We start from the raw sequence: 16272 nt of genomic DNA on the forward strand, positions 1-16272 counted from the left end.
TCTATTGGAACAGGTGGAAATGATTTCTCTTAGCGATGCACACAAAAAATTTTTTGAGGTAGGGGCATGTCTTAGTAGCGAGAGCATAAAAAGACATGGTGCCATTATTAAAAAGCACTTTAACTGTGCTGTTGCAGAAAACGCAATGAAATGGGAACCGATTGAGCCGCAAACAGGGATTTTTACATTTGGAGAAGCCGATGAAATTGTAAAATTTACTAAGGATAATCAAATGACTCTTCGTGCACATGCGCCAATTTGGCACATGGCGGTACCGGATGAATTATTCGTGGATGGAGACAAGCCTGCTTCCAGGGAAATTCTGATTGAGCGTATCGACAGCCATATGAAGGCGTTCTGCGAACATTTTAAAGGACAGATTTCCAGTTGGGATGTTGTAAACGAGGCAATCAACGATTTTCCCGGGGAAGACTTGAGACAGTCCAAGTGGTTGGAATTGATCGGCCCGGATTATCTGGATATTTCTTATCATATTGCAAGAAAGTACGCACCGGATATACAGCTTTTCTACAATGATTATAACGAATTTGTTCCCTTTAAGCGTGAACGCATGCTGAGATTGGTAAAAGGGATGTTAGACAGGGGAGTACCGCTTGATGGTATGGGATTACAGGCCCATGTCAATATCGTAGAATGTAATCTGGATGAATATGAACGTACCGTAGAAGCATTTGCTTCTTTAGGACTACGAATCCATATAACGGAGATGGATGTAAATCCTTATTCACTTCGTGACCGTGTATTCCCGCCTTCCTCTCCAATTACCGAGGAAATGCATCATAAACAGGCAGAATTATATCGCGGCATATTTGATATCTGCCGTCGTTACTCTGATACGGTAGACGCGGTATTGACCTGGGGTGTCGCGGATGATATGACATGGCTGGATGACTTATTCTGTCCTGGACGTGAACATCAGGCGTTGCTGTTCGATAAGGATCACAAGATAAAGAAATGGACAGAGCAGATCATTGAAGATGCCATCCGATACAACGGTTAAAATGAAGGCGGGATTCATAAACCGTAAATCAAGCTGTCCAATAGTCATCGAAGATGACTTGAAGTTATTCCCCGTCAAGTAGATACGTAATTGTCATTAAGCGACCTTATTCCGGTATTTTATTGGAGTAAGGTCACTTAATTTAGATTGGAAACGGTGGCGGCTGTAGAACTGAAAGTAACTCGTTACTCGATACTGATTTGATCGGCATTAAGGGAGCGGAAGTAAGTAATCTTCAAACAAAGGAAGGAATCCATCATGCAATCATCGATTAGACCGGGACAAGTTTGGCTGGACACGGAAGGCAAACGAATCCAAGCCCATGGAGGCTCCATCTTCTACCAGAACGATACCTTCTACTGGTACGGAGAGAACAAAGAGAAAACGACTCCAGGAAGCGGAATCTGGCATTGGGGAGTACGTTGTTACTCCTCGAAGGATTTGTACAATTGGAAGGATGAGGGGCTGATTATTCCACCTGTGGAGGACGATGTCACCTCTTCTCTTCATCCGTCAAGCAACATGGACCGTCCGCATATTATCTACAACAAGGAAACCGGGAAATATGTATGCTGGCTGAAAATCATGGAAAAGGATCATACCCAGACGTTAACCATCTTAACCTCGGATCAATTATTGGGACCTTATACGATGGTAAGAACCAAATACCGTCCGTTAAATATGAGCGCCGGAGATCTCGACTTAGTAATAGCTCAGGATGGAAAAGCCTATTATTACTTCGAAAGGGTTCACAGCGAATTGATATGTGCGGATCTTACCTCCGATTACACGGATGTAACCGGATATTACTCCACTCATTTCCCTAATATTCATCCCCCTTACGTTCGCGAAGCGCCTGCCCATTTCGAACGTAATGGTCTTCAATATTTGGTGACATCAGGGTCGACAGGCTACTACCCGAATCCATCCGAAGTCTCTTGCGCGAGAACCTATCACGGTCCTTTCGATATTCTGGGCAACCCCCATGTGAACGATAGCACGAATACGTCTTTCCGGTCCCAGATTTCATGTATATTTAAGCATCCGAAGAAAAAAGATCTCTATATCGCTCTGGCGGATCGCTGGATTACCGATGAGGCGGGATTTATTCCTTACGAAGACATCCGGAATGGCTTCGACCGCATGTATAATCCGAATCGAACGGACGAACCCTTCCCTACTGCGACGCAGAGAAGACAGCCTTATAATGCGGAAGAGAATACGAATAAGGCAGATTATGTTTGGCTGCCATTCCGCTTTGAGGGGAAGATGGCTTATCTGGATTGGAAAGAGGAATGGCGAATTGAAGATTACGAATAGGAAGCACCGAGCCAACTGAATGAGACAGTTGGCTCGCTTTCAAATTGTAAAGGGGTAATAAAAATGAAAATTACACGTTTAAAGACCAATCGAATATCCAATCCTCTTGGATTTGAACTTGGCACGCCACGCCTGTCTTATGTAGCAACCGATACTACGGCAATCAAACAGATCGCAGCTCAAATTCAAGTATCACTTGATGAAACCATTACGAGGGTTGTATTCGACAGCGGCAAGAGTGAACAGATCGACAGTTTGGCATACGAGCTGCCCATCCCGCTTACGCCGAAAACCCGCTATTATTGGCGGGTTAAGGTTTGGGCAGATAACGGAGATGAAGCGATTAGTGATATAGCGTGGTTCGAAACGGCGAAGCTTCAGGAAGCATGGAACGCCGATTGGATCACGCCAAACTTGGACAAGACCATCCATCCTGCTATAAGCACGGAATTTTCCCTTTCCAAAGCAGTAAAGAGCGCTCGAGCTTATGTATGCGGTTTGGGTTTGTACGAAATGGAGATCAACGGGGGGAAAGCCGGGGAAGAGTAGCTTACTCCGAATTTCAATGCGTATGACAAATGGCTGCAATACCAGACCTATGATATTAGCGATTTGATTAAGCAGGGGATTAACACCGTTGAGGTTGTCCTTGGCAATGGAATGTATAAAGGACGTTTTGGGTTCGATAATAAGTCTGAGATTTATGGAGACCGATTCTCCTTGTTGTGCGAAATTGAAGTGACTCATGAAGACGGATCAACGACTTTTGTTCAATCCAATGAAAGCTGGCAAGCAAAGAAAAGCCGGATCGTGGAGAGTGACCTGTATGACGGGGAATTCTACGATGCCACATTGTGTGACGACACCTGTTATGGTGTGGAAAAAGTGGACATCGGATATGACAAGCTTCAAGCCAGAAGGAGTCTTCCGGTTATCATCAACGAAACGATTAAGCCTGTAGAAGTGATTACCACTCCAGCTGGTGAAAACGTGCTCGACATGGGTCAGAATATGGTCGGCTGGATTCAGTTTGCTAATCGCGCTCCCAAGGGAGTGGAAATTCTCCTGCAATATGGCGAACTGCTGCAGGAAGGCGACTTCTATCAGGAAAATCTGCGGACAGCCAAGGCGGAGCACCGGTACATTTCGGATGGTAAGAGCGGCTGGATTAGGCCGCATTTCACGTACTTCGGATTCCGATATGTGAAGGTTACGGGCTGGGTAGGAAATCTGAACATCGAAGACTTTACAGGCTGCGTGCTCCATTCCGAAATGGAAATAACCGGCAACATCGAAACGAGCAATCCCCTGGTGAATCGGTTGTTCCTGAATGCCTTGTGGGGGCAAAAGGGGAATTTTCTGGACGTTCCCACGGATTGTCCACAACGGGATGAGCGCATGGGCTGGACCGGAGACGCGCAGGTTTTCGCAGGGACAGCTACGTTTAATATGGACACCTATGCCTTCTTCAGTAAGTACAACTATGATCTCTGGCAGGAGCAAGCTGCACAAGACGGTTCGGTGCCCCATTTTGTGCCACAGACGACTTCCGCTACGGGGAACGGTTCCAGTGCATGGGGGGATGCCGCGACAATCATCCCTTGGACCCTCTATCTTCATACAGGGGATAAAGCGATTCTGGAGCAGCAGTTGGACAGTATGAAGGCATGGGTGGATTATATCAAACGACAGGATGACGCCTCCGGAGGCAAAAGACTGTGGACGACGGGCTTCCATTTCGGGGACTGGCTTGCCTTGGACGGCGACGATCCTTCACAGGCTGAAGGGGGGACTGAGACAGCCTTTATCGCTTCCGCCTATTATTGCTATTCTTCCATCTTGGTCGCCAAAGCCGCCAAGGTACTGGGTAAAATGGAATTGGCACAGCAATATGACGAGCTTTCAAACGAAGTAAAGGCTGCGATTCAGAAGGAATATTTCACCCTTACCGGTCGTTTTGCCTTGCATACCCAAACCTCTATGGTTCTGACACTCTTTATGGATCTTGCGCCAGAGAAGGACAAAGCTCGGGTCATCGACGAGTTGAGGGAACGTCTCAAAAAAGATAATGACCACCTGAAAACAGGGTTCGTAGGAACCCCATATCTATGCAGGACGCTATCGGAATCCGGCTTGAATGAAGCGGCGTATACGCTTCTCTTGAATAAGGATTATCCGAGTTGGTTGTATGCGGTCACCATGGGGGCTACGACGATATGGGAGCGATGGAATTCGGTGCTGCCTGACGGCAAGATTAGCGGTACGGACATGAACTCCTTAAATCATTATGCCTATGGCTCCATTGTGGAATGGATGTACAGATATATGGCAGGCATTAATCCGGTTGAAGACAAACCTGGTTTCAGGCATGTGTTGTTGGCACCGAAGCCGGATGCCCGATTGAGATACGCTAAGGCATCCCTGGAGTCGGCAGCCGGTCTGTATGAGAGTGGATGGATTGTGAATGAAGACGGGGAGTTGAATTTCCGGTTCGTCATTCCATTCCATGCAACGGCTACGATTGAATTGCCTGATGCGAAGCTGGAGAACGTTCTCTTGAATGGGAAGCCGCTGAAGGATCAAGGAATCGAGTCGGAACCATTCATGAATGGGGTCCGTCTCCAACTAGTCAGCGGAATCTGGGAATTCGCTTATATGCCGGAGGCTGACTATATCTATCGCTACAGCACGTATTTTCCAGTAGAGCAGCTGCTGTTAAACGATGAGGCCAAACAGGCTGTGAGCGAGGTGTTTCCACAGATCGGGGCTATCCCGACAAGTATGCTGTCTAAAGGTCAGTCCTTACGATATCTTAGCCAACATGTTCTATCTCAGATTCAAGCGGAAGTATTGGATGCATTGGACCTTAAGTTAAAGAACATTAAATATCAATAAGGGGGTGATTTCAATGCAGAATAACAAGGATATTCAAATCAGAGATCCATTTATCTTTACGAATAAGAGGGATGGAAAATATTACATGTATGGCAGTACGGATAAAAATATATGGAGCGAAGGTACGGGGTTTGATGTTTATGTTGGAGAAGACCTGAATCATTGGGAAGGGCCTTATACGGTTTTTAAACCGAATGAGGATTTTTATTCGGAACAACAATTTTGGGCTCCAGAGGTCCATGAGTATAACGGAAATTATTATATGTTTGCTACCTTCTTTAGAAAAGACAATAACCATAGGGGAACGGCCATACTTCGCTCCGATCGTTTACTCGGACCATTCGAACCGCATAGCGAAGGCCCAGTAACACCTGCAGAATGGCACTCTTTGGACGGAACCTTCTACAGGGACGAAGATGGACAACCCTGGATGGTATTCTGCCATGAGTGGATGCAAGTTGGAGACGGGGAAATATGTGCGATGAGACTGTCAGAAGACTTGAAGGAAGCTGTTGGCAAACCCATCGTTTTATTTCGAGCTTCAGAAGCTCCTTGGCCCACTCCACTCGAATTACCGCCTAATTTTCCAAATCCTGAGTTAAAGTCAAGAGAAAACTTTATTACAGATGGAACATTTATGTATAAGGCTTCTAATGGTGAATTATTAATGCTCTGGGCTAGTTTTGTTAATAATGTATATGCACAAGGTATTTCAAGGTCCACGAGTGGAGTCATAACAGGACCTTGGGTGCATGATGCTGCCCCCATCTATAATAACGATGGCGGGCATGCGATGATTTTTCGTACATTTGAAGAAAACCTAATGCTAACGTTACATTCTCCAAATATTACGCCAGAGGAACGTCCCATCATTATTCCCATGGTTGAAGAGGACGGTAACATAACCCTTGAGCAAGTTAGCGCTGTCGTTCGACAAGATGATGAACGTGACGAATCGGAAGAGCTTACGATGACCTTTGACGAGAATAGCAGGCTTGGCGATTTATTGACTAACGAAGCGGCTGCCGCCGTACTGGAAAAACATTTGCCCGGGATTTCGATGAATCCGACGGCAAATATGGGAAAAGCCTTCACGCTTAAGCAATTGGTCCGTATTCCGCAAGCCAATTTGACCGATGAGAAGATTATGGAAATTGCAGCTGATCTAGCTGGAATCGAGCGTTAACTTCGGAAGAGAATGAGGGGCTGTCACTGCAGTTATAAGTGGACAGCCACTTTTTCATTCTTGGGGTCATCAGGGTAAGTAATGGAACTGGTAAGCAGTCGATTGATGTCGTCAAACCGCTATTGAAGAAGTCGTCATACTGCTATTTAGGCACACTTGTATCTCCTATAATGTGATTAAGACACATAATAAGGACAAGGAAGGGATCGAAATATGGAACAAGCCACATCGGCAGCCGTCCCGCTGGACGTACTGAAAGGAAAGAAAAGGAAGAACAAATACCGAAAATATTGGCCGCTTATGACCATGATGATTCCCGGTCTGCTTTACCTGCTATTCAATAACTATCTCCCCATGGCGGGAATCGTCATCGCCTTTAAGGATGTGAATTTCGCCAAAGGCATTCTTCAAAGCGACTGGACCGGATTCGACAATTTCGAGTACCTCTTCAAGACCTCGGACGCGTATATCATTACACGAAATACGATTCTGTATAATGTCGTGTTCCTTGTTCTTGGAACCGTGTTGTCACTGGCCTGCGCGATCTTGCTGAATGAAATCAAGAACAAGTTGCTGCTGAAGGCCTACCAAAGCCTTATTACGCTACCCCATCTGATCTCGATGGTAATCGTCAGTTACCTGGTGTACGCCTTTTTGAGTCCGGAGGTTGGATTCATGAATAAAACGATTCTTCCATGGCTGGGCATCGAAGATGAGGTTTTGTGGTATTTCGAATCGAAGTATTGGCCGGTGATTCTGACGCTCGTGCATTTCTGGAAGGGAATCGGTTTCTCCAGCATCGTCTTCTTCGCCGCTTTACTTGGGATCGACGAGGAATATTATGAGGCGGCAAGGCTCGATGGGGCAAGTCGCTGGAAGCAGATTCGTCACATTACCTTGCCGATCATCACTCCAATCATTATTCTGATGACCCTGCTCAGCGTCGGACGGATCTTCTATTCCGACTTCGGTTTGTTCTATCAGGTTCCATTAAATTCAGGAGCGCTATTCGAAACGACGGCCACGATTGATACCTATGTATTCAATGGATTAATGGGATCGGGCGATCTAGGCATGTCTGCCGCAGCAGGCTTATATCAGTCCATCGTCGGATTTATCCTCGTTGTGCTGGCGAACTACTCAGTACGGCTTTACAGCAAAGACAACGCGTTATTTTAAGGAGGTGTACCACTTGAAAAATGAAAGCATAGGTTTAACATGGTTCAGTCATATCGTGATGTTTCTATTCGCTGCAATTTGTATTATCCCGTTCATTCTGCTCATTTCGGCATCGCTTACGGATCAGAGTGCCATTATAGCGAACGGTTACTCTTTCTTTCCCAAGGAAATCAGTTTTGATTCATATTCCTATTTGTACGAAAGAGGAACGGACATTGCACGAGCATACGGTGTTACGATCTTCGTAACGGTTGTAGGTACAATAATGGGAATGGCCATGACGACGCTCTTAGCCTACCCGCTCTCCAGAAATGAAACACCTAACCGAAATCCAATAATGTTTATTATCTTCTTCAGTTTGTTGTTTAATGGTGGACTTATTCCTTCTTACCTTGTTTATACGCAGATTTTCGATCTGAAGAACTCCATTTGGGCGCTGATCGTTCCGGGCTTGCTTATGAACGGGTTTTACATCTTGCTGATGCGAAGTTTTTTTCAATCGTCTGTCCCGCCGGCTCTGATCGAATCTGCACAGTTGGATGGCGCCGGGGAGTACCGTACATTATGGTCCGTGGTTCTTCCGCTATCCACGCCTATCCTTGCTACAATAGGTTTATTCTCAACTATAATGTATTGGAATGACTGGCAGAACGGTATGGTTTATATCACCCAACCCGAGTATTTCAGCATTCAAAATTTGTTGAATCGCATTATGCAGGACGTTCAGTACATCAGAGACAATATGGGCAGCAATTCAAGTGAAGCCTTAAAGGATATGCCGTCCGACACGATCAAAATGGCCATTGCGGTAATTGGGGTTCTTCCCATTCTGATAGCCTATCCATTCTTTCAAAAGTATTTCATCAAAGGGATTATGCTTGGCGCCGTGAAGGGCTGATTCATAACCTCGTATACATCCGAGGCCATAACTGGAAAAAATCCGGTTGTGGCTTTTGGGCTTTCTTTGCATGTATGATGGAAATAGAAACGTGCAATAAGGAGCTGAATGATATGAATATCCGTAAGTGGCATTGGTCAACATCCTCGTTGCAAACCAAATTGGCCTTAAGCGTATTGATCATGACACTGCCGCTTGTAGGCTTGCTATTCTATAACAACTTCTATGCGATTCATGTCGTTCGCGGACAAGTCGCTGATTCTTACACAGATACCTTTACTCTCTATATGAATCAAATTGATGAAGGCTTGAACGATGTGGATGCATACATGAATACTTTAGCTTTCGGTAATGACTTGTTAGCGATTGGTCAAGCGGTGACGGATGACGACTATTATACGGCGAAATTCTATTTGTACAACAAACTTTCTCAAGAGATGGCATGGTATCCTTCATTGAGTTCGTTTTTTGTGTATGAAGAGAAAAGGCAAGAATACATGGATATTTCCAGTGGATACACTGAAAGGGAGAGCATTAAAAATTATGTCATCGATTTGATACATCGCAAGAAAGAGATGCAAGGAGACATCACGAAAAGATGGCAGTATCATCAGATCGGTGATGAACATTACCTCATCGATATCGTCAAAGCGGGAGATGCTTATCTAGGCGCTTGGGTTAGAACGAAACAATTAATCGCACCTCTGCGAACATTGAAACTAGGTAAGGAAGGCGAGATCCTATTCGCGAACGATCAGGGTAAACCGATCACGGTTACAAACCTCATATTGGACAAGGGGATCGAGCTCCGTCAAGACATGACGAATTATTACTTATCCGGTTCGGATCGTAAGTACCTGGTAGTTGGCGAGCATTCCAGCAGGGGGAATTTCAGCCTATTCGCCCTTATACCGGATAAGAACATACTGGACAAACTTCCTTACTTGCAACGGGTTATATGGATTATCACATTTGGGGCTATGGTATTCATTCCAGTCGGTCTTTATTTGATGAGACGGTCTTTCTTGATTCCTTTAAACCGGGTACTGCTTGCTATGAAGAAAGTACGCGGCGGAGACTGGGGCGTTCAGGTGAATATGCATAAGACATCCGAGGAATTCTTGATCTTGGGCAATTCTTTCAACTCCATGATGACCGAGATCCAGATGCTTCGGGTCAATGTTTTCGAAGAACAATTAAATAAGCAAAGAGAAGAGCTGCAGCGATTGCAACTGCAGGTTAACCCCCATTTCTTCCTGAATGCTTTGAACATCGTTTATAACCTGGCCAAGGTCAAAAACTTCGAACTGATCCTAGAAATGACGATGTCCTTGATTCAATATTTTCGTTATTTGTTCCGTAGCAATACTTCTTTCGTGAAGCTGGAGGATGAGCTCGAGCATACCCGTTATTACCTGAATATCCAGAGCCTGCGATTCCCTGGACAGCTCACTTGGACGATTGATGCCCCTGTTTATTTAACGGAAACTCCGGTACCTCCTCTCATCGTACAATCATTCGTCGAGAATTCGATCAAACATGCCGTTACGTTGGACGAGCCCATCGACATCGCGGTACAGATTGACTTCTTGGAAGAAGAGAAGGGGATGAAAATAATCATTAAAGATACTGGTAGAGGATTTGCGGATGACGTGCTTAAAGAATTGCAAGCAGGAAGAAGCGTCCAGAACGATCGGGGCGAGCATACAGGAATTTGGAACATCGGGCGCCGGTTAAGGCTGTTGTATAACGATACGGTAACGATTCGATACTTTAACGATACGGTAACCGGGGGTGCGGTCGTGGAAATTATGCTTTCAACTGAACCGGAATTGGAGGAAATGCTATGACTTATCAAATGATCATTGTCGACGACGAAATACATGCCGTGGAAGGCGTCAAGTCTGATCTTGATCTAAACAAACTTGGGATCACTGGATTATTCACGGCTTATAATATCAGGCAGGCGAAAGACATCTTTGAGAATGAAGTCATCGACATTATGCTCTGCGATATCGAAATGCCGCAAGGCAGCGGAATGGAGCTGTTAACATGGGTCCGGGAGCATCATCCAAACACGGCAACGATATTTCTGACAAGTCATGCCGATTTTAAATATGCTAAGGAAGCGTTGGAGCTTGGATGTCTTGATTATTTACTGAAGCCGGTTCTCGCTATCGATTTAGAGAAAGCGATTCGCAAAGCGCAGAGTGTAATCGATCGAAATATGGAAATTAGCAGAAATAGCAAGTCCCATCAATTATGGTTAAAACATCATTCTCTTATCATTGAACGTTTCTGGCTTGACCTCATTAATCATTCGATGCCAAGCGACCCGGTTGCGATCCGCGAGCAGATCGAGTGTCATCATATCCCGATTACGGAAGATTCGATTTTTCTTCCTATCTTAATAGGCGTTCAAAGATGGAATAAAACGTTGAAGCACAGGGATGAGAAGATTCTGGAGTACGCACTTAAGAATACCGCCGAAGAAGTCATCATTGGTAACAAGGAGAACGGCATATGCTTTCACCTGGATCAGGGCAAACTGCTCGTGATCGTAACAGCCGACAGCGGGGCAGATTGGGGCTATAATCAGGTGCAAGACGCTTGCCGTCAGTACATTGATGCTTGCAATCGGTATTTTTATAGCGATCTATCTTGTTATCTCGGCCAAACCGTCGAAGCATATGAGATGGCAAGCATGGTCGCGGACTTGAAAGCGCGTGATCGTAATAACGTGGCTTTTGTAAACAAAGTTCATCCTTACCGAGACCTCCAACAGATCGATCAGCCGATTATGCTTCCTTACTTTAGCTTATTGTCCTCCTTGTTGAAGACGGGATCGAAAGAATACGTGATAAAAGAAATTGAAGCGTATCTTGACGAACTCGCTAGGAACCAAGGATTGGATGCCAAAATTCTTCATCAATTTAACCAGGTCTTTATGCAAGTAGTATATTCCTATCTGTACAGCACAGAAATCCAAGCCGATAAATTGTTTGGCGATGAGGATTCGAGGCAACTCCTCCAGACTGCAGATCGTTCCGTCACCGATATGCTCACATTGGTGCGTCATGTCGTGAATAAGGCAATGGATCATGCGGAAGCTATTAAAGAATCAATCACAGTCGTCCAGACTGTTAAACGCTATATTGCCTTGAATATCGACCAAGATTTGTCTCGGGAATTAATTGCTGAACAAGTGTTTCTAAATCCAGATCATCTGACAAGACTGCTCAAAAAAGAAACGGGTTATTCCATATCTGATTATGTCATTATGGAACGAATCAAACTAGCTAAGGAATTATTAACCCAAACGAACATACCTATCAGTTTGATCGCAACATCTGTTGGCTACACGCATTTCTCCCATTTCACTAAAATATTCAAGAAATATGCTGAAATGGGTCCGACGGAGTACAGAGCCCAGTTTAGAACAATAACATGAAAATCATGTCGTGAAAACGCTACCGATTATGTCGTCAAAGTGCTAGTTGGTATTCCCGTATAGAGTTATGCTGAAGAAGTATTTAAACCACATTTACCAGGGGGAGTACCATGAGAAGGAAAACGAAATATTTTAGTTTGTTGCTTGCTGCTGCTGTATTCATTAGTTTGCTTGCCGCCTGTTCGTCAAATACCGGCAATAATGAAGGCAATAATTCAACCGCTCCAACTACCAACGAGGAAAATGGGGGACAAGCAACCACTAGTGGGGACGAAGCAACCAAAGATCCATACGAAATCACGCTTGCCATGCCGGTCTTCGGATCAATCCCGAAGGATATAGAAGTCGTTCAGGCCGAGATTAACAAAATCTCGCAAGCCAAAATCAATGCGACAGTTAAAATTCTTCCGATTAGCATAGGCGCTTGGCAACAACAGATGAATCTGATGATGTCCGGCGGCGAAAAGTTGGACTTAGCGTTTACATTCGGACAAAGTTACCCAAGTCAAGTTGCGATGGGACAAATTGAACCGATTGATGAGCTTCTGTCGGCATACGGCGAAGGGATTAAGCAAGCCATTGGAACCGAATACCTGAAGAGCGCCGAGGTTAGCGGCAAACACTATGGCGTGCCTACGCTTCATGACTATGCAGGACAAAGCGGAATTATTATGAGGAAAGATCTGCTCGACAAGTATAAGATCAATATTGATTCCATTAAGACATTAGATGATTTGGATAGCGTGTTCAAGACGATTAAGGAAAATGAACCTGGCATGGCTCCGCTTGCGATCGGAACTGGAGGTCCATTAGACTCTTATGTAACGTATGATAGACTCGGTGACCGATTTGGCGTCTTACCAGGCTTTGACAACGGGTTGAAGATCGAGAACTATTATGAATCAACCGAATATGCCGACCTGTTAAATCGGATGCACCAATGGTTCAAGGCAGGTTACATTAACAAGGATGCGGCAACGACCCAGATACCTGAGATTGACATGGTGAAGGAAGATAAAGCATTTTCCTATTTCGCCAGAAATAAACCGGGATATGTCTCAGAACAAGAGCGTGGTATCGGTAAAGAAATGGTATTTGTGAATCTACTGCCAGAAGCTTATTCGGCGACTTCGGATGTGATGGTTGGTATGTGGACAATATCCCAGAATTCTGAAAATCAGCAACGCGCTATGATGTTCCTCAATCTCATGTATACGGATAAAGATATCGCGAATCTGATGCTGTGGGGAGTCGAGGGGAAGCATTATATGAAAGTAACGGAAACTTCCATCGACCTTCCAGAGACGACTGTCGACTATGCAACCCAAAGCTGGCTCATGGCCAATCCATTCCTAACCTACACACACGTAGACACGGAACCGGATGTGTGGACTAAAATGAAGGCATTTAATGAAGAAGCCGTTAAATCGAAAGCCCTCGGGTTCTCCTTCAACGCGGAGCCGGTCAAGAACGAAATTACGGCACTCAACAATGTAGTGCAACAATATAGAAAGATACTGGAGACAGGAACCATTGATCCAACCAAGAGGTTGCCGGAGTTCATCGCCAAACTGAAAGCTGCAGGAATTGATAAAGTGATCGTTGAGAAACAAAAACAGCTGGACGCTTGGGCGGCTGCAAAACAATGATTATTCGAAAGCCGGATCTCATTGAAGATCCGGCTTTCGTTTGAGTTTGGCTTAAAAAAATCGTAAAAGCGTTAGTCAAATAGTCGCTATAACGATAGATGCTCTGTGCGAAATGCAATAGGATCAAGAAAAACGAACTTTAGGAGGAAATGATATGGCAAAGAATCGATTATTTGGGATTGGCGAACCGCTTACGGCCAGAGAAGGAACGGAAGGGGTTTCGGCAGAAAAAATGCTGGAGTTAGTGGATGCGGTCGGGTTTGGCGCCTGGCGCGCCTGGATGCATATTCCGGATCTGCTGGAGAACCCTTCTACCCCCAACCAGTCGAAAATCGAACGATACACGAAGCTATTGGAGAAGGCCGCACAGCTTGATATTGAAGTGACAGGGATGAGCCATGAGTGGTTTCTGCCTGAAGGCTGTAAACAGACGAAGGGATGGGCTGTTCCTACGCGGGATTTAACACCTGGCAGCCTTTATATGCAAATGCTTCACATGCTGGAAGAGTCATGGCATACCTTGGTTTCCTGTTTCCCGCAAGTGACCATGTGGCAAGTAGGGAATGAATGGAATAGTAACGACTTTCTACATCCTGATGGATTCCTTCAAAGTGATAGGAAGAATCCTCTTACGCTCGAGGAAAAAATGGATATTGCAGTCGACCTGATGTATTTCTCTGCAAAGGGCATAAGGAGCGCCAACCCGCAAGCGAAGGTGGTTTCATTCTCACCTTGCCCTCTATTTCGTACATTGGGAGGGGATTTGCCATACTATTTGCCTATTCAATATGCGATCGCACAAGCATTAGAGGGGGTTTATAGCCGCATCGTTTCCGGCAAGTTTTGGTCGGACAAGACGGACGATTATTTTGATATGCTCTCGTGGCATCCTTACATGTTTTGCCTTGAACTCGATAAGATCAAGAGCGTTGACGAGGTTAACACACTGTTCGATGAACCGGGGGACTTGTGGAAAGATTGGTCGGATGCGGCTTATCGCGTCATGAGAAGATATGGCGACGGGCATAAGAAAGTGCTTCTGACTGAATTCGGGTTTCAGGACTGCGGGAAACCTGAGATCGAAGCCAAGCAAGCCGAATATTATCGAAATGTGTTTGAGCTTTGCAAGCGCATGCCGTACATTCACACTGTTCACGCGTTTCGGTTGCTTGAAGATACCCTGAATCGGGGCGGTGAGAATCAAGAGCCGGCAGACCACTATGGCTTTTTCAAAGAAGCAAAACATGGATTCGCTCCACGTAAGAAAGCGATCGTCCTGCAAGAGCTTGCGGGGGGTACAGAAGATCTTCATAGCGTCGGGAGAAGAATCATCGGTTAATGCGAGAAATGATGATCATGATGAGTCATTCGGATCAAAACTTGTAACACCCAGTACACCTTGTACCGATAAGAGTGTGAAATTGATTAATTAGCTGAGACTTTAGGAGGAAATGATATGGCAAAGAATCGATTATTTGGGTTTGGCGAACCGCTTACGGCCAGAGAAGCAGCGGAAGGGGTTGCGGCAGAAAAACTACTGGAGTTAGCGGATGCGGTTGGGTTTGGCGCATGGCGCGCTTGGATGCATATTCCGGATCTACTAGAGAATCCTACTACACCTAAGCATTCGCAAATCGAACGATACACGAAGCTATTGGAGAAGGCCTCACAGCTTGATATTGAGGTGATGGGGATGAGCCATGATTGGTTTCTGCCTGAAGGCTGTAAGCAATCTCAGGGCTGCGCTGTTCCAACTCGGGATTTAACACCGGGCAGCCTTTATATGCAAATGCTTCACATGCTGGAAGAATCATGGCTTACTTTGGTTACCTGTTTCCCGCAAGTGACCATGTGGCAAGTGGGGAATGAATGGAATAGTCATACCTTCCTGCATCCTGATGGATTCCTCCAAAGTGATATGAAGGATCCATTTACGATTGATGAAAAAATGGATATTGCAGTGGATATGATGTATTTCTCAGCAAAGGGCATAAGGCGTGCCAACCCTCAAGCAAAGGTGGTTTCTTTTTCGCCATGCCCTCTCTTTCCTACAATGGGAGGCGATTTGCCATACTACATGCCTATGCAATATGCGATCGCACAATCATTGGACAGGGTTTATAGCCGCATTGTTTCTGGAAAGTTTTGGTCGGAGAAAACGGACGATTATTTTGACATGCTCTCATGGCATCCTTACATGTTTTGCATGGAACTCGATAAGATCCAGAGCTATGACGAGGTTTCCTACAAGTTCGATGAACCGGGGGACTTATGGAAAGATTATTCGGATGCCGCATATCGCGTCATGAGAAAATATGGTGACGGGCATAAGAAAGTGCTACTGACTGAATTTGGATTTACGGACTGCGGGAAACCCGAGGTCGAAGCCAGACAAGCCGAATATTATCGGAAAGTATTTGAGCTTTGCAAGAAAATGCCGTACATTCACACTGTTCATGTGTTTCGGTTACTTGAAGATACCGCTATGCTGGATCGGGGCGGCGATCATCAGATCGGCGGGTTGTCGGAAGTCTACTTTGGCATGTTTAAAGAATCAAAACATGAATTCGCACCACGTAAGAAAGCGATCGTACTGCAAGAGCTTGCTGGGGGTACAGAAGATCTTTTTAGCGTCGGGAGAAGAATCATCGGTTAATGCGAGAAAGGATGATC

11 protein-coding genes and 1 pseudogene are annotated in these 16272 nt (G+C 45.2%); all 12 read left to right on the plus strand.

Annotation, left to right across the window (positions count from 1 at the left end; translation table 11 throughout):
* Positions 1–13: 13 nt before the first annotated feature.
* The 12 genes and pseudogenes from DFP97_RS20660 to DFP97_RS20715 all read left to right on the plus strand — a co-directional run bounded on the left by DFP97_RS20660 (position 14) and on the right by DFP97_RS20715 (position 16255).
* Positions 14–1021, plus strand: a complete 1008-nt coding sequence (locus DFP97_RS20660) for an endo-1,4-beta-xylanase (RefSeq protein ID WP_245976479.1) — start codon at positions 14–16, stop codon at positions 1019–1021.
* 258 nt (positions 1022–1279) lie between these two features.
* Positions 1280–2341: a family 43 glycosylhydrolase gene (locus DFP97_RS20665; protein ID WP_181873608.1), complete on the plus strand. Its 1062-nt coding sequence runs from the start codon at positions 1280–1282 to the stop codon at positions 2339–2341.
* Positions 2342–2404: 63 nt separating this feature from the next.
* Positions 2405–4657: pseudogene (locus DFP97_RS20675) on the plus strand (family 78 glycoside hydrolase catalytic domain); the annotation flags it as partial.
* A gap of 9 nt (positions 4658–4666) precedes the next feature.
* On the plus strand, positions 4667–5236 hold the full coding sequence (locus DFP97_RS31650; protein ID WP_245976480.1) for an alpha-L-rhamnosidase C-terminal domain-containing protein: 570 nt from the start codon (positions 4667–4669) through the stop codon (positions 5234–5236).
* Positions 5237–5249: 13 nt separating this feature from the next.
* The gene (locus DFP97_RS20680) at positions 5250–6422 is read left to right on the plus strand and encodes a glycoside hydrolase family 43 protein (RefSeq protein WP_114382086.1); all 1173 of its coding nucleotides are present in this window, start codon (positions 5250–5252) and stop codon (positions 6420–6422) included.
* Between the two features lie 213 nt (positions 6423–6635).
* Complete coding sequence (locus DFP97_RS20685) at positions 6636–7601, plus strand: ABC transporter permease (RefSeq protein ID WP_114382087.1); 966 nt, start codon at positions 6636–6638, stop codon at positions 7599–7601.
* A gap of 13 nt (positions 7602–7614) precedes the next feature.
* Positions 7615–8499: a carbohydrate ABC transporter permease gene (locus DFP97_RS20690; RefSeq protein WP_245976469.1), complete on the plus strand. Its 885-nt coding sequence runs from the start codon at positions 7615–7617 to the stop codon at positions 8497–8499.
* Positions 8500–8612: 113 nt separating this feature from the next.
* Positions 8613–10349 (plus strand): sensor histidine kinase, encoded by a 1737-nt coding sequence (locus DFP97_RS20695; protein ID WP_181873609.1) that lies wholly within the window; start codon positions 8613–8615, stop codon positions 10347–10349.
* Positions 10346–11950: a response regulator gene (locus DFP97_RS20700; protein WP_114382089.1), complete on the plus strand. Its 1605-nt coding sequence runs from the start codon at positions 10346–10348 to the stop codon at positions 11948–11950. The genes DFP97_RS20695 and DFP97_RS20700 overlap by 4 nt, the downstream gene beginning before the upstream one ends.
* A gap of 110 nt (positions 11951–12060) precedes the next feature.
* Entirely contained in the window at positions 12061–13599 is a 1539-nt protein-coding gene (locus DFP97_RS20705) for an ABC transporter substrate-binding protein (RefSeq protein WP_114382090.1), read from the plus strand.
* Between the two features lie 154 nt (positions 13600–13753).
* The gene (locus DFP97_RS20710; protein WP_114382091.1) at positions 13754–14938 is read left to right on the plus strand and encodes a glycoside hydrolase 5 family protein; all 1185 of its coding nucleotides are present in this window, start codon (positions 13754–13756) and stop codon (positions 14936–14938) included.
* A 117-nt stretch (positions 14939–15055) separates the two neighbouring features.
* Positions 15056–16255, plus strand: a complete 1200-nt coding sequence (locus DFP97_RS20715) for a glycoside hydrolase 5 family protein (RefSeq protein WP_114382092.1) — start codon at positions 15056–15058, stop codon at positions 16253–16255.
* Positions 16256–16272: the final 17 nt, after the last annotated feature.

Source organism: Paenibacillus prosopidis, assembly GCF_003337375.1.
GTDB classification, from domain to species: Bacteria; Bacillota; Bacilli; order Paenibacillales; family Paenibacillaceae; genus Pristimantibacillus; species Pristimantibacillus prosopidis.

Bases quoted from the DNA above. Each gene is read 5' to 3' on its own strand.
- DFP97_RS20665 (WP_181873608.1), top strand. From the start codon at position 1,280: ATGCAATCATCGATTAGACCGGGACAAGTTTGGCTGGACACGGAAGGC.
- DFP97_RS31650 (WP_245976480.1), top strand. From the start codon at position 4,667: ATGGCAGGCATTAATCCGGTTGAAGACAAACCTGGTTTCAGGCATGTG.
- DFP97_RS20680 (WP_114382086.1), top strand. From the start codon at position 5,250: ATGCAGAATAACAAGGATATTCAAATCAGAGATCCATTTATCTTTACG.
- DFP97_RS20685 (WP_114382087.1), top strand. From the start codon at position 6,636: ATGGAACAAGCCACATCGGCAGCCGTCCCGCTGGACGTACTGAAAGGA.
- DFP97_RS20695 (WP_181873609.1), top strand. From the start codon at position 8,613: ATGAATATCCGTAAGTGGCATTGGTCAACATCCTCGTTGCAAACCAAA.
- DFP97_RS20700 (WP_114382089.1), top strand. From the start codon at position 10,346: ATGACTTATCAAATGATCATTGTCGACGACGAAATACATGCCGTGGAA.
- DFP97_RS20705 (WP_114382090.1), top strand. From the start codon at position 12,061: ATGAGAAGGAAAACGAAATATTTTAGTTTGTTGCTTGCTGCTGCTGTA.
- DFP97_RS20710 (WP_114382091.1), top strand. From the start codon at position 13,754: ATGGCAAAGAATCGATTATTTGGGATTGGCGAACCGCTTACGGCCAGA.
- DFP97_RS20715 (WP_114382092.1), top strand. From the start codon at position 15,056: ATGGCAAAGAATCGATTATTTGGGTTTGGCGAACCGCTTACGGCCAGA.